The sequence below is a fragment of the Malaciobacter canalis genome (assembly GCF_008000835.1).
In the GTDB taxonomy this organism is placed as follows: domain Bacteria; phylum Campylobacterota; class Campylobacteria; order Campylobacterales; family Arcobacteraceae; genus Malaciobacter; species Malaciobacter canalis.
In genome coordinates, this window is record NZ_CP042812.1 from 1,138,599 (window position 1) to 1,155,128 (window position 16,530).

The window sequence follows — 16,530 nt, forward strand, 5'->3', positions numbered from 1 at the left end:
TATGAATTAAAATGAGTTTTAAAATAAATAACAACTTATAGTGTATATAGATTGACTGTTTTTTTATTATTTAGTTATAATTTACTAATCATTATTAAGGGGTGCTCCATGAGTATTTTGAAGAATTTAAATCTTAGAACTAAGATACTTTCAATAGTAATCTTAACAATAGTAACTATTGCAATAATCATTGCTTCTAAATCAATTCTTTCAATAGAAGAGTTGACGCAAAAAAATATCCAAGAATATAAGGATAATGCTTTTGCACAAAAAGAGAATGAGTTAAAAAGTTACGTAACTATGGCACTTAGAAGTGTAAAAAGCTTTTATGAACAAACTTCAAAAGAAAAACTTGAAAAATTAGTTGAAGATGATTTAGAAAAAAATACCGATTTTATATTTTCAATTATAAATGAACAATATAATAGGTATAAAAATGTACTTTCAAAAAATGAATTAAAATCAAAAATTATTGAAATTATAAAAGATACAAAGTTTGGTAAAACAGGTTATTTTTTTGTTACAGATTTAAATAACAAAATTATAGCACAGCCTGTTGATTCAAAACTTGAGGGAAAAGATTTTTCAAATGTAAAAGATAAAAATGGAATAGCTTTCATAAAAGCTTTAACTGACAAAATCAAAGCAGGTAAAAGTGATAGTTTTATTTCATATGTTTGGGAAAAACCCAAAACAAAAGAATTGAAAACAAAAATCTCTTATGGAAGATTATTTAAACCTTTTAATTGGGTTATTGCAACAGGTGAATATGTTGATAACCTAGATGCACAAATGCAAAAAGAGGCTTTAGAAAATCTATCGCAAATGAGATACTCAAATAATGGATATTTTTGGGTAAATGATTCTAAACCTGTTTTAATTATGAATCCAAATGGAAAAGATCAAATAGGCAAAAATTTAAAAGATGCTGTTGATTCTAATGGTAAAAAATATTTTCAAGAGTTTGTTGATGTTGCAAAAGCTAAAGGTGAGGGACTTACAAGTTATTATAAAAATAAACCTGGAGAAACAAAAGCCAAGCAAAAACTATCATATATTGTATATTTTGAACCATGGGATTGGATTATTGGAACAGGAACTTATATAGAAGATATTGAAAAAAGTATAGATAAGATGGCAAAACATTCAAAAGAAGAGATTAATAGTGTAATTTTGCAAATATTAATAATCTCTATTGTTGTTGTTATTTTAATTGCACTTTTAATCTCATTTGTTTTAAATAAAATTTTAGTTGAACCAATTGAAGATTTAAAATCAGGATTATTGCAATTTTTTAAATTTTTAAATCATGAATCAAAAGATATAAAACATTTAGAAGTATTTTCAAATGACGAAATAGGTCATATGTCTAAAATGATAAATGATAATATTGTAAATACTCAAAAAATCATTAATCAAGACAAAATAGTAATTGAGGAGGTTTCTGATTTAGTTAATCACATTAGTTCAGGTGAGTTATCAGGAAGAATTACTACTACAAGTTTAAATCCATCTATTAAACAGCTAATTGTAGTATTTAATGATATGATGAAACATCTTCAAGAAATAGTTAATCATTCACTTGGTGTTTTGAAAAAATATCAAGATAATGACTTTAGAGTTGAAACTACTATGAAATGTACAGGTGAAATATGTGATTTAATGAATGGAATTAATGATTTAGGTCATACAATAAGTGATATGCTTGTAGAAAATAAGAAAAACGGACTTACTTTAAATGAATCAGCAAAAGTTTTATCTGCAAATGTTGAGATTTTAAATACATCATCTCAAGAATCAGCCTCTTCTTTAGAAGAAACAGCAGCTGCACTTGAAGAGATAACTGGAAATATAAGAGAAAATGTTGATCATATTAAAACAATGAGTAAATATGCAAGTGCTTTAAATAACTCATCAAAAGAGGGAAATAGTTTAGCTACTAGAACTTCTAAATCTATGGATGAAATAGATGAGCAAGTTCATTCAATAAATGATGCAATAACTGTAATTGATCAAATAGCATTTCAAACAAATATTCTAAGTTTAAATGCAGCAGTAGAAGCAGCAACAGCAGGAGAAGCTGGAAAAGGTTTTGCAGTTGTTGCAGGTGAGGTTAGAAATCTTGCAAGTAGAAGTGCCCAAGCAGCAAGTGAGATTAAAGAGATTGTTGAAAATGCAACAATAAAAGCAAATGAGGGTAAAACAATTGCAGATGAGATGATTAAAGGTTATGATGTATTAAATGAAAATATAAATAAAACTATTGCGCTTATTGAAGATGTTACAGATGCTAGCAAAGAACAGCAAGTTGGAATTGAGCAGATTAATGATGCAATTAATGAGCTTGACCAACAAACACAACAAAATGCAAGTGTAGCAATGAGAACAAAAGATGTATCATCACAAACTTCTGAAATATCACAAAGAATAGTTAATAATGCTGATGAAAAAGAGTTTGTTGGAAAAGATGAAGTTAAAGCTATGAAGCTTTAAATTCTAAAATAGATATCTTTTAAGAGTGCTTTACAAATTGGTTTTGTAAAATTATATTTGAATTCGCACTCTTTTAAGTAAAAAAAGAAGTTATCTTGATTTACTCCTTTATACTTTTTTAAACTCTGTTTTAAAAATTCCCAAAACTCTTTAAGTGGGGTAGCGTATGAGTTTTGAGATTGTAATTTATGCCATTTTAAATATCTTTCAAAGTCTTCATCTTTATCTTGCATTGGTGCTTTTGGCAAAGAGGGCATTAAAAGTGTATAAACTCTATTATTTGCATAAAAACCTATTATGTTTATAGCTTCATAAAGGCTTTTATTCTTTTTTTGTAGCTGTTTTTCATTGAAGTAATAAAACTCTTCGTATGATGTATTATCTTGAATGGAGATATAATAAAGTTCTTCAAGGTAGTTTGCAATAAGTTTTCTAAAAATATCATAACGATTTGATACAGTTCTGTAGTTTACATTTAGATCTTTTGAAAGATTTAAAGCAGGGGTATTATTACAAAAACCTTCGATAATTTTTATATCAGTATCAATTTTTTTTAAAGAGAATTTTTTGTTACAATCTTTGCACTTTTTATAATTATCTTTTAAAGTATAAAGTGTTCTTGAGTTGCAATATGGACAATTTGTTAATTTCATAAAAAAATTATATCTTATTTTTGTTCAAAATATACATAAGCGTTGAAAAATTTTTCACCTATTTTAAGAAAAAATGAGTAAACTATTAAAAATGAATATCTATTCAGAAGGAAAGAAAATATGTGTAAAGATTGCGGTTGTAGTATAACAGATCATGAGCATAATCATGAACATAGTCATAGTCACGAACATAGCCATGAACATGGAAGTTCAAGTCATCAAGCAGCACATGAAACATTACATCATAATCCACAATTAAATGATAGTAAAACAGTTTCAGTAATAAAAAAGATTTTAGATAAAAATGATCATGAAGCAGCTCATAATAGAGCTCATTTTGACAATCATAAGGTTTTAGGAATTAACTTAATGAGTAGTCCAGGAAGTGGCAAGACAACACTTTTAGAAAAATTAGTTGATTTTGCTGATTTTAAATTTGGTGTTGTTGAGGGTGATTTAGAAACAAATAAAGATGCAGATAGATTAAATAGCAAAAATATTAAAGCAGTACAAATTCAAACAGGAAGTGCTTGTCACTTAGATGCTTTTATGGTACATAAAGGCTTGCATGATATGCCTTTAGATGATTTAGATGTATGTTTTGTTGAAAATGTGGGAAATTTAGTTTGTCCAGCTTCATATGATGTAGGAACACATTTAAATATTGTATTAGTATCTATTCCTGAGGGTGAAGATAAAATTGCCAAATATCCTGTAATGTTTAGAGCAGCAGACTTAATATTATTTACAAAAACAGATCTACTTCCATACTTTGAGTATGATTTAGAAAAAGAGAAAGAAACAGCAAGAAAATTAAAACCAAATGTTGATATATTAGAGGTTTCTACAAAAGATGAAGAGTCATTGAAAAAAGTATTAGACTGGATTAATTTTAAAAGAAAAATGAGATAGTTTTACTTTAAAGCTAAAATAAAATTAATGCATGTAGTTTATAATTACATGCATTAAAAGGAGAAAAAATGTGTTTATCTATACCATCAAAGATAACAAAAATCGATAGAGAAAACAATATCTGTACAGTTGATACTATGGGTGTTGAAAGAAGTGCAAGTTTAGATTTAATTGACCAAGAGATAAATATTGGTGATTATGTATTAATTCATATAGGTTTTGCAATGAATAAAATTGACGAAGAAGATGCTTTGGAATCTTTAAGTCTTTATGAACAAATAATTGAGAACATTGAAGAAGAAGAGAGGCAAGCACAAATAATAAGAGAAAATAAAAGCTGTTAAAAGAGATATAATGCAAGAGATACAATTAAAAGATTTATATGATGGTTTTAGAGATGCAAAAACTATAAAAGCCTATAAAAAAATAATAGATGAAGATGCTAAAAAACTTGACAGAACAATAAATATAATGGAAGTTTGTGGAGGTCATACACATACAATTATGAAATATGGAATTCCGCAACTTCTTCCTTCAAATATAAAATTTATACATGGACCTGGCTGTCCTGTATGTATTATGCCAAAAGAGAGAATTGACCATGCATATATTTTAAGTATGCAAAAAGATGTAATACTTGTAACTTTAGGGGATATGATAAAAGTTCCTGGTAGTAAAGGAAGTTTACAAGATGCAAGAAGTAAAGGTGCTGATGTTAGATTTGTATATTCACCTATGGATTGTATAAAAATAGCAGATGAAAATCCAAATAAAAAGATAATCTTTTTTGCAATTGGTTTTGAAACAACTACACCAATGACAGCAGCACTACTTAATACTGTAATAAAACAAAATATAAAAAATATACTCTTTCATATAAATCATGTAACAGTTCCTGAAGTTATGAGTGAATTAATAGATAGTAGAGATGAACATGTAGATAGTTATAATCATAATATTGATGCTTTTTTAGGTCCATCACATGTAAGTGTTATTAGTGGAAGCAAAATATATGAAAAGTTTCCAAAAGAGTATAATACTCCTGTTGTTGTTGCAGGGTTTGAACCAGTTGATGTTATGCAATCAATCTCTATGATAGTAAAACAGTTTATTGAAAATAGATGTGAACTTGAAATTGAGTATAAAAGATTGGTTTCATATGATGGAAATATAAAAGCACAAGAATTAATTAATAACTATTTTGAAAAAATATCACTTTTTAAATGGAGAGGTTTAGGAAATATTAAAGATTCTGGACTAAAACTAAAAAAAGATTATGAAGATTATGATGCAGAAGTAATATATAAAGATATTTTACCAATAGAAGAGATTGAAGATCACAAGCTTTGTATTTGTAGTGATATTTTAAGAGGAATGGCCAGTCCAACAGACTGTACTATTTTTGGTACTGCATGTAAACCAAATAAGCCTGTTGGTTCATGTATGGTCTCTAGTGAGGGTGCTTGTGCAGCATATTATAAATATGGAAATTTATTATAAAAATACTAAAGATTTTAAATATAAAGAAAAGAGAAATATATGAAAACAGTAACATTAGCTCATGGAAATGGTGGAGCAGAAAATCAAGAACTTATCTCAAAAGTTTTTTATAAAGCATTTAAAAATGATATTTTAACAAAAAGCGAAGATGCAGCTGTTATTGAAGATGGAAATTTAGCTTTTACAACGGATTCTTTTACTGTAAGTCCTTTATTTTTTAGTGGTGCTAATATAGGAAAACTTTCTATTTGTGGAACTTGTAATGATTTAGCAATGATGGGAGCAAAGCCAAAGTACTTAACTTGTTCTGTGATTATAGAAGAGGGCTTTGATATAAAAAGTTTAGAAAAAATAGTAAACTCTATGAAAAAAGAGCTTGAAATAAATGAAGCAATTGTTGTAAGTGGAGATACAAAAGTAGTTCCAAAAGGAAGTGTAGATAAGATTTTTATAAATACAACAGGAATTGGTCAAATACAACAAAAAGGTATTAGTTCAAACTCAATTACACAAGATGATGTAATTATTGTAAGTAGAGATATAGGTTGTCATGGAGCTACTATTTTTGCTGCGAGAGAAGGTATGGATATGTCTAGTGATTTAAAAAGTGATTGTGCTTCACTTTTTATTCAAGTAAAAGCTTTAATTGAAGCTGGTATAAAAATTACAGCTTTAAGAGATGCAACAAGAGGTGGAGTTAGTGCTGTATTAAATGAGTGGGCTAATCAATCAGATGTATGTATTGAAGTTGATGAACAAAAAATCCCAGTTTCAAATGAAGTAAATGGTATTTGTGAATTACTTGGTTTTGAAGCTATGAGTTTAGCAAATGAGGGTACCTTTGTAATGGCTATAAATAAAGATGAAGCATCAAAAGCTATTGAAGTTTTAAAACAGTTTGAAAACTCAAAAAATGCTTCAATAATTGCTAATGTTACACAACAATATTCTAAAAAAGTAGTTCTTAACTCAGAATGGGGAACAAAAAGATTTTTAGAACTACCAACAGGTGAGTTATTACCAAGAATTTGCTAATGAGGGTTTTACTTATTGTATCTTCTTTTAACTCACTATCTCAAAAGGTATATGTAAGATTAAAAGAGAAAAATTATATAGTTAGTGTTGATTATGCTTTAAGTGATGAGCTTATGATAAAAGAGGTTCAAAGATTTAAACCTGATATTATTCTTTGTCCTTTTTTAAACAAATTTATTCCAAAGCAGATTTTTGAAAAAACTCCTACTTTTATTGTTCATCCAGGAGTTATTGGCGATAGAGGCTCAAACTCGCTTGACTTAGCTATTTTAGAAGATAAAAAAACTTGGGGTGTAGTGATACTTAAAGCCAATGAAAATTTTGATGGTGGCGATATTTACTCTTATAAAAACTTTACAATGCCAATAAATAAAAGCAAAGCCTCAATATATAGAAATGAAGCAACAAACTGTGCAATAAAGGCAATTGATGAACTTTTTATAAATTTAGAAAATAAAGAGTTTACTCCAATAAAGCAGATATTAAATCCTTTACATAAAAAAATTACACAAAATGATAGAAAAATAAATTGGCAAGAAGATAGTAGTGATACAATTATCAAAAAAATAAATGCAAGTGATTCAAGTCCTGGAGTTAAAGATAATCTTTTAGGTAAAGAGTGTTATTTGTACTGTGCTTTCAAAGAAGAGAGTTTAAAAGCAAAACCAAAAGAGATAATTGCAAAAAGAGATGGTGCGATTTGCATTGGAACAATTGACAAGGCAATTTGGATTACTCATCTAAAAGAGAAAGATTATTTTAAACTTCCAGCAACTTATGTACTAAAAGATAAACTAAAAGGTGTAAAAGAGAATAGAATACCATTAGTTTTAGATACACATATTGATACTTTTTATGAATTAAGAGTGCAAAAAGATGATGAAATAGCATATTTGTATTTTAATTTTCACAATGGCGCTATGAGTACAAGCCAATGTATTAGATTAAAATATGCAATTGATTATTTAAAACAAGAGTGCAAAGTTCTTGTACTTATGGGTGCAGAAGATTTTTTTAGTAATGGAATACATTTAAATATATTAGAAGATAGTAAAAAGCAAGGCGAAGATGGTTGGAGTAATATAAATGCAATAAATGATGTAGTTAAATCAATCATATTTTCTCCTGAGATTATAACAGTTACAAGTTTTGAAAAAAATGCAGGTGCAGGGGGAGTGTTTTTAGGTTTAGCAAGTGATTTTATTGTAATCAATGATGAGGTTGTTTTAAATCCACATTATAAAACACTAGCTCTTACAGGAAGTGAGTACCATACTTACTCTTTACCAAAAAGAGTAGGAGAAAAAAAAGCTCAAGAAATAATAGACAAATGTTTGCCAATAGGAAGTAAAGAAGCACAAAAAATAGGTTTAGTAGATATTGTTTTTGAAGATAAAAGTTATAAAAAGGATTTAAAAAACTTTACAAAAAGTTTAACAAAAGATTTAGATTGGTTTTATGACTTTTGTGAAAAAAAAGAAGAGTATTTAGATAAAAATAGTGAATATATAAATAGTTGTAAAGAAAAAGAGTTAAAACTTATGTACAATCAGTTTTGGGATAAGGATTCAAATTTCCATATTTTAAGACAAAAATTTGTATATAAAAAGAAAGTTTTAGAAACTCCAAAAAGATTAAAGGAAATATAAATGCATGAATATAGTATTGTTCAATCATTATTAGATCAGTGTGAAGAACACGCAAAAGCAAATAATGCTACAAAAGTTAAGAAAATCGTTATTAAAATTGGTATATTAAGTGGTGTTGAAGTAGATTTACTTGAAACTGCTTTTGAAACATTTAAGGAAAAAACAATTTGTGATGAAGCTTTGTTTGTAGTAAATAGGCAAAATATAGTAGTTGAGTGCAAAGATTGCAATGAAACATCCACCTTAGAAAAACATGAGTTTTTATGTCCTTTATGTAATAGTGGTAATTTAAATGTTATTGATGGAGAAGATATGTATTTAATGAGTTTAGAATTAGAGTAAGATTAAATTAGGATATTACTTTGTAATTGAACTATAGATATTATTAAGTTTATATAATAATTTCATTAGACTGTAAAAAAAGGGAGTCTATGAAAAAAATAATTCTTAAAAAGCTATTATTTAGAAATTATCTAAAAACTTCACTGATATCTATACTTTTTATTGGTAGTTTATTAATATGTGCTTATTTTTGGACAAATAAAAATATAATTGATAGTAGTAAAGAGTTTTTATTAAAAGATGCCAATGAAAATACAACTAAATTAATTAATAAAGAGATTTCAACTTTAAGAATAAAGCTACATGAAGTTACAAGCTTATTGAAAATATTAAAAGCTGAACATGAATTTTATTTTGAAAATATTGATAAAATAAATTATATAGAAAAAGAAAAAATAGATATCAATTATAATAAAAATGGTGCATATTACAAACAGCAAGATAATGGTGGTTCTTCTGTTGTTTTTTTATCAAAAGAAAAGCTTACACATAAAATGAAAGAAAAAATTTTTAAAACAGAAAATTTTGATAGAAGTTTTAAAACAATTATTGAAGAAAACCCCTCAATTATGGCTGTTTATTTTAATTCATATGATAATATGAATAGATACTATCCTTTTATCAAAGATGTTTATAAAGTTTTTTCTTCAGATATAAATTTAAAAGATTATAATTTTTATAATCAAGCTACATTAAAAGAAAATCCTATGAAAAGTATAGTGTGGACAAAACCATATTTTGACCCGGTTAAAAAAGAGTGGATTATAAGCTGTATTGTTCCAATTTATAATAATAATTTTTTAGAAGGTGTTACTGGAATTGATGTTTCTTTAGATAGTTTTACTAAAAACTTTTTTGATTTTGATTTACCTTATGAAACTCTGTCTATGATAATAGATAAATCAGGAACAATTTTAGCAATGAGTAAAGGTTTTGATAATATTTTAAATATTAAAGAATCAAAAATTAAAGATAAAAATAGACAAATAAATACAACTATTTTAAGACCTACTGAATTTAATATAACAAATCATAAAATATTTAAAAAGTTATTTACAAAGAATTTTTATTTAAAAAATAGTGATAAAAAAATAGTGATAAAAAACAAAGAGTATATAGGCTTTGTAAATGAAATAAGAATTAATGATTGGAAAGTCATATCTTTACTTCCTGTGCAAAATCTATTAAGTTCTGTTGAAAACTTAGAAAAAAAACATCTAAAGATTGGCTATTTTCTAATCTCTTTTATTATAGTTTTTTATCTTTTGTTTTTGATTTTTTTATATTATAAATCAAAACAGTTTGTAGAATCAATTAATATATCTTTGCGTGATATGGTTAGGTTTACACAAAAACTTGTAACAAATAAGCCTGTTGATAAAGTGCCTTTTAGTGGAATTTATGAAATTGACAAACTTGCGAAAAATTTCAATAACTTAAGTTTAGAACTAACGCAAAGAACCCAAAAATTAATTCAAACAGAAGCTTTAAAAATAGCAAATGAAAAACTAGCAAATACTGATGCTTTAACTGGGATTTATAATAGAAGATTTTTAGATGACTTTGCAAGAGAGTTTAATTGTAAACCAACTACGCTAAGTGTAGTTCTTTTTGATATTGATGATTTTAAACAAATAAATGATAACTTTGGACATGATATTGGTGATAAAGTTATTAAAAAATTAATAAATATTATTGATACTAGTGTAAGACAAAGTGACTGTATTATAAGACTTGGAGGAGATGAATTTTTACTTTTATTAAAAGATACAAAACAAAAAGATGCTTATATTGTTGTAGAAAAAATATTAAATAAAATAGAAGAAAATAACAAAAAAGAGGATAATATAATTTTTAATGTAAGTTTTGGAGTATGTGAGTATTCAAGTAATCATAAAAGTGTAAATGAACTTATAGTTGAAGCAGATAAAATAATGTATAAAAATAAGAAATCAACAAAATAGATTATTTACATTTACTAACTATTAACATTAAAATTATATAATTTCAGTATTGAATAAATTATAGGAATGCAATAAATGTTATTAATGAAATTACAAACAAAAGAGAAATTTTGCTTTTTGCAACTTGCTCATTATCTTGCTAGAATTGATAGTGATTATGGAGAGATTGAACAAGAAATCATAGAAGAGTATTGTGCAGAAATGGGAATTGAAAACGAAGATTTGTTTGATGTTGCGGAGTTTTCATTAAAAGACACTTTAAGACATTTTAAAAGCAAAAAAAGCAAAAAAATAGTTATGCTTGAATTAATGATATTAATTCATGCGGATGATTCTTTTGATTTAAAAGAGAAAGAGCTAATTGAAACAATAAATGAGAGTTTTGGTTTTTCAACAAAAGATATAAGTTATTTTTCTCAATGGGGGAAAGCAGTTGCTTCTTTGTATGAACAAGGTAAGCTTATATTGCAAGAGGATTAAACCTCTTGTTGGATTTGATATTTTAAAGCATTAATTGTTTTACCTACAAATGTAATTACAGGAGTTAACTCTCTTAACTGCAAGAAAAACTCTTCATTTTTATTATAAACATCTTCTAATGTTAAGATAATACATTGTTGTTCTAATGTTGTACCTTTACTTAAGTATGCAATAGGAGTAGTTTTAGGAAAACCTTTTTTTAGTAAACTTTGAACAATTTCTTTTGCTTTGTAAGCACCCATCATTATTATTAGGTTTTCTCTTTCATGATATGAGGTAATAATTTCATTGAAAATAGTCAAATCATGACCTGTTATGGTTCTATATGAATCAGAAAAACTTCTATCAATTGAGGGAATCATAAAACTTTCAGGAACACTAGTAGTTGAAGAAACACCTGATATAACAATTGGTGTTATACCAATTTTTTTTAAAGCTTTTACTTCTTCATATCCTCTACCAAAAACAAAAGGAGTTCCTCCTTTTAATCTTACTACAATCTCTTTTTCTTTTGCATATTTTACAAGTAAATTATTTATCTCTTCTTGGTTTTTGAGATGTTTACCTTTTCTTTTACCAACATTTATCCTAATAGAATCTTTTTTACAAAAAATTGTAAATTCAGGATTTACTAAAGCATCATATAAAATCACATCAGCTTTTTTTAAAATATTAATAGCTTTTAATGTAAAAAGTTCAATATCTCCAGGACCTGCGCCAACTAAATAAACCAAAAAAAATCCTTATTAAATTAAATTATGATAAAAATTAGGTAAAATTATATTGTTAAATAACTTAATATTATATTTTGGAATAAAATGCGTAAATATAGCTATTTAATAATATATTCTTCATCAATTTAAGTGTAAAATATTAAAACTGAATAATATTTGATTAAAAATTTGAATAAAGTAAATAGATATAGAATAATTTAATTACTAGGAAGTTTGTGATAAAATGCAAAGCATGGAAATTATCAAAGCACTCGATTCAAAAATCGAAAAACTAATTCATGATTATGAAAGAATAAGAATAGAAAATGATGCATTAAGACAAGAACTTAATCAATTAAAAAATACAAATGATGAATTAGTAAGAAACAATCAAGATATGCTTTTACGAATCGATAGTGCAATAACATTGACAAAAGGTAAGAATAGTGACGCAGAAATTGACTTTTCATATTAATAATATGGCTTATACAATAAATGTAGATGAATCTTTAAAATCAGAACTAACAAGGTATTTGCAAACAGATAAGAATCTTGAAACAAGAGAACTTTTAGCTGCTTATATCAGAGTTTCTCAAGAACATTCTAAATTTAAACAAGAAATAGATCAAATATCAAATAAAATTCCTTCTTTTTAAGATGAAAAGAGCTTTTTCTTTACTTGAATTAATCTTTGTAATAACAACACTTGCATTGCTAATCTCTTTTTTTACATATAAATATGAATATGTTTTATCATTTGTTAATTCAAAAGATCAAAAGTTTCAAATAGCTCAAATTAGAAGTGCTATAAAAGAAAAAACTGCTATTAAAAGTTTAAATAATTTTGAAAAACTAGATAGTTTAGATGACTGTGCTATAAATAAAGAAAATAGTAAGTTGTTTACAAAAGTATTAGATGAAGGAATACTCTCTTCAAAAGATTCTTGGATGAAAATAGATGAAAACATCTATGCTTTAAAGTTAAAAGGTGAAAAAATAAAATTTCAATATATAAACACAGAGTTTAAATGTTTAAATAACAGTAAAATATGTAAAGAATTAGAATGAATTATTATGAATTAGCAATATTAAAATCACCCCTTACACCTTTAACTTACCAAAGTGAAAATGAGATAAAAATTGGTAAAAAAGTATTAGTTAAATTAGCAAGAATGAAAAAGCTTTGTGAAGCGGTAGTTTTAAAAAAAGTTGAAAAACCAACATTTAAGTGTGTAGATATTCAAGAATTGACAAATGAGTATTATGATTTAAAAATGCTTGAAACTGCAAAATTTATTTCAACTTATTATGTGTGTAGTATAGGTGAGGCTTTGAGTTCATATAGTGCTTTTGATGAAGATTTAGAAAAAGATTTTGAAGAAAAAAGCTTTGATAGTGATATAAAATTATCAAAAAAACAAGAAGAAGCATTTACATTTTTAAAAGAGAAAAAACAAGCTTTACTTTTTGCAAATACAGGAAGTGGTAAAACAGAAGTTTATATAAAAACTATTGAAAAACACTTAAATGAGCAAAAACAAGCAGTTTTATTAATGCCTGAAATATCTTTAACTCCACAAATGCAAAAAAGACTTGAAAAGGTTTTTCATACAAGTGTTGCAATATGGCATTCAAAAGTTACAAAAAAAAAGAAAAAAGAGATAATTCAAGCTTTATTAAGTGGAGAAATTAGGCTAATAGCAGGAGCTAGATCATCTCTTTTTTTACCCTTTAAAAACTTAGGTGTGATTGTAGTTGATGAAGAGCATGATGAGTCTTATAAAAGTGATTCTAAACCAAGATTTCAAACAAAAGATTTAGCAATATATTTATCAAAAAAGTATGATATTCAACTTATTTTAGGAAGTGCAACGCCCTCAGCTTCTTCTTTTAATAAAATTCCTTATTATAGATTAAAAGAGACTTTTTTTGAAACAAAAAGAGCAATAGAGTTTGATGATAGTGATGCAAATTTATCCCCTAAAACCATACAAAAAATAAATAAAACTCTACAAGAGAATAAACAAGTTATAGTTTTTTTACCAACAAGAGCAAATTTTAAATATCAAATTTGTACAAGTTGTGGTAAATCTGTTGAGTGTCCATACTGTTCTGTTTCTATGAGTTTACACAAAAATGATTTAGCATTAAAATGCCACTATTGTGGATATGCTCAACAAATTCCACAAACTTGTCCCTCATGCAATACAGGTATAATTCATAATCTAAGAGTTGGAACTGCACAGATTGAAGAAGAATTAAATAATCTTTTCCCAAATAAAGTTATAAAAAGATTTGATAGAGATGAGATAAAAACAGATACAAAATTAAAAGCTGTTTTAAATGATTTTAATAACAATAAAATTGATATTTTAGTTGGAACACAAATGCTTTCAAAAGGACATGACTATCATAATGTAAAACTAGCAGTAGTTTTAGGAATTGATTCTGTTTTAAATATGAATTCATATAAAGCAAGAGAAAAAGCATTATCTTTACTTATTCAAATAGCAGGAAGAAGTGGAAGAAAAGGTGAGGGTGAAGTTATTATTCAAACAAAAAATCAAGAGTTCTTTGAATATTTTTTTACACAAGCAGATTATAAAGAGTTTTTAGAAGAAGAGTTAGAGTTTAGAGAAGATTTGTACCCTCCATATGTAAAAATGGCAAGGATTTTATTTGCCCATGCAAATGGCTTAAAAGTGAAAGATGAACTTGACAAGTATGTTAATATCTTAAAACAAAACAACTCTATTGAAGTTGTTGGTTTTGGTCAGTGTGCAATTTTTAAATTAGCTAACAAATATAGATATGAAGTGATAATTCGTTCTAAAAGTATAAAAGCTATTTTAACAGCACTTCATGGTATAAATTCAACTATGGCAACAATAGATATGGATACAAACTACTAATACTTTTAAAGTTATCTTAGTAAACTTTATAGTATAATCCACAAAATTTAAGGAGAATAAATGGCTTACACTAAAGATGATTTTAAACAACTAGTAACGGATATTCAATCTCAAAGTTGGTACAAAAACCCTATTGGTTTTGGTATTGCAAGAGTTGATAGAGGTCAATTAAATAAAGAAAAAATACTACAAGCGACTTTTCCTATTGTAAATTGGGAAGAAAACTTTGGAAGTGCAGCAATTTTATTAAATGCTTTAAAAGAAAGTGGAGTAGAAGTTGATACTTCAAAATCAGAGTTAGTTTGTGAAATAAATGATAAATTTTTAGAAAAATGTATAGAGTCTTTTAGACCATATATTCCAGAAGCAAAAGGTGATGAACATAAAAATGTACAAGTTATATCTACACTTGCTTCTTTACCAATTGATAGTGGATTAACATCAGAAAATTTCAAAGTTGTATTTTTATTTGAAGATGAAGCACCACAAAGTGCAGAAACTGTTTATTTAAAACTATATGCTTTATCTTTAGGAAAAGCAAAATTAAGAAGCTTAAATTTAAATGGTGCTTTTGGAAAACTTGAAAACTGCGCATGGATTGGAAATCAACCAGTTGAGTTAGATTGGTTAAGACAAAATGAAATAACTCTTAAATTATCAGGTAAATATCCTACAATTGATATGATAGATAAATTCCCAAGATTTTTAGGACATGTAATTCCTGCTGATAATACTAGAATATTAGAGACTTCAAAGGTGAGATTTGGTGCACAATTAGCAGCAGGAACAACAGTTATGCCAGGTGCTTCATATATTAATTTTAATGCAGGAACTGAAGGTGCTGTTATGGTTGAGGGTAGAATATCTTCAAGTGCAAAAGTAGGTGCTGGTTCAGATGTTGGAGGAGGAGCTTCAATTCTTGGTGTTCTTTCTGGAACAGATGGAGTTCCTGTTACAATAGGAGAAAATACTTTACTTGGAGCTAACTCTTGCACAGGTACAGCAATTGGTGATGGTTGTATTTTAGATGCAGGTGTTACAATTTTACCTGGAACAAAGATTACACTTTCAGAAAAAGCTGTTGAACAATTAAAAGAGATAAATCCAAATAAAGAGATTAAAACAGTTATGAAAGGAATGGATTTCCAAGGTGTAAATGGCGTACATTTTAGAGTTAACTCTACTACTGGACAAACAGTTGCTATGAGAAGTACAAGAGAAGTAAAACTAAATAAAGACTTACACTAAATTTAAGAAGAGCTTTAGCTCTTCTTCTAAATTATCTAAAAACAAAGAATAAACTTCATTTTAATCATCGATTTCAAGATTTAATAGCATAAATAGCCATTTTTTATTGGCATGTTATTTTTTTTTGATATAGTTTTAGCTTTAAATAATACAAAAGGAGAAGTCAATATGGCTATAGAAAACAATCAAGTAGTGTCAATCACTTATGAATTAAAAATTAATGGGGAAGTAGTTGATAGTAACATTGACAAAGATCCTTTAGAGTTTACTTTTGGTACTGGACAGTTAATTCCAGGTTTAGAATCAAGAATGATTGAAATGAATGAGGGTGACAAAGAAGAGATTGCAGTTCCAGCAGCTGAAGCTTATGGTGAGTATAATGAAGAAGCAAAACAAACTTTACCAAAAGAGCAATTTGAAGGAATTGAATTAAGCGTTGGAATGCCTTTACAAGGTCAAGGACAAGATGGACAACCAATTCAAGTTGTAGTTGAAGAAATCAAAGAAAATGAAGTAGTAGTTGATTTTAATCACCCATTAGCTGGAAAAGATTTAAACTTTTCAATTACAGTTAACTCAATTGTATAATTTAATGAAGTAAGTTTACTTACTTCATTTGATTTTTATAT

The 16,530-nt window shown here is 26.8% G+C and carries 17 protein-coding genes; 15 read left to right on the plus strand and 2 right to left on the minus strand.

Annotated elements, in window-relative coordinates; all coding sequences use genetic code 11:
* Window positions 1-108 precede the first annotated feature (108 nt).
* Window positions 109-2,493, plus strand: coding sequence for a methyl-accepting chemotaxis protein (locus ACAN_RS05765; protein WP_099334173.1), 2,385 nt, complete (start codon window positions 109-111; stop codon window positions 2,491-2,493).
* Here ACAN_RS05765 and ACAN_RS05770 read toward each other — a convergent pair.
* The gene (locus tag ACAN_RS05770) at window positions 2,490-3,146 is read right to left on the minus strand and encodes a hypothetical protein (RefSeq protein ID WP_099334174.1); all 657 of its coding nucleotides are present in this window, start codon (window positions 3,144-3,146) and stop codon (window positions 2,490-2,492) included. The genes ACAN_RS05765 and ACAN_RS05770 overlap by 4 nt on opposite strands.
* A gap of 120 nt (window positions 3,147-3,266) precedes the next feature.
* Between ACAN_RS05770 and hypB the strand changes: the two genes are divergently transcribed.
* The 8 genes from hypB to ACAN_RS05810 all read left to right on the plus strand — a co-directional run bounded on the left by hypB (window position 3,267) and on the right by ACAN_RS05810 (window position 11,028).
* Entirely contained in the window at window positions 3,267-4,058 is a 792-nt protein-coding gene (hypB, locus tag ACAN_RS05775; RefSeq protein WP_079577219.1) for a hydrogenase nickel incorporation protein HypB, read from the plus strand.
* 68 nt (window positions 4,059-4,126) lie between these two features.
* Window positions 4,127-4,402 (plus strand): HypC/HybG/HupF family hydrogenase formation chaperone, encoded by a 276-nt coding sequence (locus tag ACAN_RS05780; RefSeq protein WP_079577220.1) that lies wholly within the window; start codon window positions 4,127-4,129, stop codon window positions 4,400-4,402.
* Window positions 4,403-4,412: 10 nt separating this feature from the next.
* Window positions 4,413-5,558, plus strand: coding sequence for a hydrogenase formation protein HypD (gene hypD / locus ACAN_RS05785; protein ID WP_099311341.1), 1,146 nt, complete (start codon window positions 4,413-4,415; stop codon window positions 5,556-5,558).
* Window positions 5,559-5,597: 39 nt separating this feature from the next.
* On the plus strand, window positions 5,598-6,593 hold the full coding sequence (gene hypE, locus ACAN_RS05790) for a hydrogenase expression/formation protein HypE (protein ID WP_079577222.1): 996 nt from the start codon (window positions 5,598-5,600) through the stop codon (window positions 6,591-6,593).
* Entirely contained in the window at window positions 6,593-8,242 is a 1,650-nt protein-coding gene (locus ACAN_RS05795; RefSeq protein WP_099334175.1) for a hydrogenase maturation protein, read from the plus strand. Before hypE ends, ACAN_RS05795 begins: the two co-directional genes overlap by 1 nt.
* Window positions 8,243-8,584: a hydrogenase/urease nickel incorporation protein HypA gene (hypA, locus tag ACAN_RS05800; RefSeq protein WP_079577224.1), complete on the plus strand. Its 342-nt coding sequence runs from the start codon at window positions 8,243-8,245 to the stop codon at window positions 8,582-8,584.
* Between the two features lie 89 nt (window positions 8,585-8,673).
* Window positions 8,674-10,548 (plus strand): sensor domain-containing diguanylate cyclase, encoded by a 1,875-nt coding sequence (locus ACAN_RS05805; RefSeq protein WP_099334176.1) that lies wholly within the window; start codon window positions 8,674-8,676, stop codon window positions 10,546-10,548.
* 75 nt (window positions 10,549-10,623) lie between these two features.
* On the plus strand, window positions 10,624-11,028 hold the full coding sequence (locus ACAN_RS05810; protein ID WP_079577226.1) for a hypothetical protein: 405 nt from the start codon (window positions 10,624-10,626) through the stop codon (window positions 11,026-11,028).
* On the opposite strand, the gene cobA is transcribed toward ACAN_RS05810, so the two are convergent.
* Entirely contained in the window at window positions 11,025-11,762 is a 738-nt protein-coding gene (gene cobA / locus ACAN_RS05815) for a uroporphyrinogen-III C-methyltransferase (RefSeq protein WP_099334177.1), read from the minus strand. The genes ACAN_RS05810 and cobA overlap by 4 nt on opposite strands.
* Before the next feature lie 223 nt (window positions 11,763-11,985).
* Here cobA and zapB point away from each other — a divergent pair, with 223 nt between their 5' ends.
* From zapB to ACAN_RS05845, 6 genes are all read left to right on the plus strand, one after another.
* Window positions 11,986-12,216, plus strand: coding sequence for a cell division protein ZapB (zapB, locus tag ACAN_RS05820; protein ID WP_228145276.1), 231 nt, complete (start codon window positions 11,986-11,988; stop codon window positions 12,214-12,216).
* Window positions 12,188-12,397: a hypothetical protein gene (locus ACAN_RS05825; RefSeq protein ID WP_228145277.1), complete on the plus strand. Its 210-nt coding sequence runs from the start codon at window positions 12,188-12,190 to the stop codon at window positions 12,395-12,397. The genes zapB and ACAN_RS05825 overlap by 29 nt, the downstream gene beginning before the upstream one ends.
* A 1-nt stretch (window position 12,398) precedes the next feature.
* A complete protein-coding gene (locus ACAN_RS05830) occupies window positions 12,399-12,809 on the plus strand; it encodes a type II secretion system protein (RefSeq protein WP_079577230.1) in 411 nt (136 codons plus the stop codon).
* A complete protein-coding gene (locus ACAN_RS05835) occupies window positions 12,806-14,653 on the plus strand; it encodes a primosomal protein N' (RefSeq protein ID WP_099334178.1) in 1,848 nt (615 codons plus the stop codon). The genes ACAN_RS05830 and ACAN_RS05835 overlap by 4 nt, the downstream gene beginning before the upstream one ends.
* Window positions 14,654-14,713: 60 nt before the next feature.
* Complete coding sequence (locus tag ACAN_RS05840; protein WP_099334179.1) at window positions 14,714-15,901, plus strand: tetrahydrodipicolinate N-succinyltransferase N-terminal domain-containing protein; 1,188 nt, start codon at window positions 14,714-14,716, stop codon at window positions 15,899-15,901.
* Between the two features lie 168 nt (window positions 15,902-16,069).
* Window positions 16,070-16,489 carry an FKBP-type peptidyl-prolyl cis-trans isomerase gene (locus ACAN_RS05845; RefSeq protein WP_099310562.1) on the plus strand — a complete coding sequence of 140 codons (420 nt, stop codon included), beginning with the start codon at window positions 16,070-16,072 and terminating at the stop codon, window positions 16,487-16,489.
* The last annotated feature ends 41 nt before the right edge of the window (window positions 16,490-16,530 follow it).

Bases quoted from the DNA above. Each gene is read 5' to 3' on its own strand.
- ACAN_RS05765 (WP_099334173.1), top strand. From the start codon at position 109: ATGAGTATTTTGAAGAATTTAAATCTTAGAACTAAGATACTTTCAATA.
- ACAN_RS05770 (WP_099334174.1), bottom strand. From the start codon at position 3,146: ATGAAATTAACAAATTGTCCATATTGCAACTCAAGAACACTTTATACT.
- hypB (WP_079577219.1), top strand. From the start codon at position 3,267: ATGTGTAAAGATTGCGGTTGTAGTATAACAGATCATGAGCATAATCAT.
- ACAN_RS05780 (WP_079577220.1), top strand. From the start codon at position 4,127: ATGTGTTTATCTATACCATCAAAGATAACAAAAATCGATAGAGAAAAC.
- hypD (WP_099311341.1), top strand. From the start codon at position 4,413: ATGCAAGAGATACAATTAAAAGATTTATATGATGGTTTTAGAGATGCA.
- hypE (WP_079577222.1), top strand. From the start codon at position 5,598: ATGAAAACAGTAACATTAGCTCATGGAAATGGTGGAGCAGAAAATCAA.
- ACAN_RS05795 (WP_099334175.1), top strand. From the start codon at position 6,593: ATGAGGGTTTTACTTATTGTATCTTCTTTTAACTCACTATCTCAAAAG.
- hypA (WP_079577224.1), top strand. From the start codon at position 8,243: ATGCATGAATATAGTATTGTTCAATCATTATTAGATCAGTGTGAAGAA.
- ACAN_RS05805 (WP_099334176.1), top strand. From the start codon at position 8,674: ATGAAAAAAATAATTCTTAAAAAGCTATTATTTAGAAATTATCTAAAA.
- ACAN_RS05810 (WP_079577226.1), top strand. From the start codon at position 10,624: ATGTTATTAATGAAATTACAAACAAAAGAGAAATTTTGCTTTTTGCAA.
- zapB (WP_228145276.1), top strand. From the start codon at position 11,986: ATGCAAAGCATGGAAATTATCAAAGCACTCGATTCAAAAATCGAAAAA.
- ACAN_RS05830 (WP_079577230.1), top strand. From the start codon at position 12,399: ATGAAAAGAGCTTTTTCTTTACTTGAATTAATCTTTGTAATAACAACA.
- ACAN_RS05835 (WP_099334178.1), top strand. From the start codon at position 12,806: ATGAATTATTATGAATTAGCAATATTAAAATCACCCCTTACACCTTTA.
- ACAN_RS05840 (WP_099334179.1), top strand. From the start codon at position 14,714: ATGGCTTACACTAAAGATGATTTTAAACAACTAGTAACGGATATTCAA.
- ACAN_RS05845 (WP_099310562.1), top strand. From the start codon at position 16,070: ATGGCTATAGAAAACAATCAAGTAGTGTCAATCACTTATGAATTAAAA.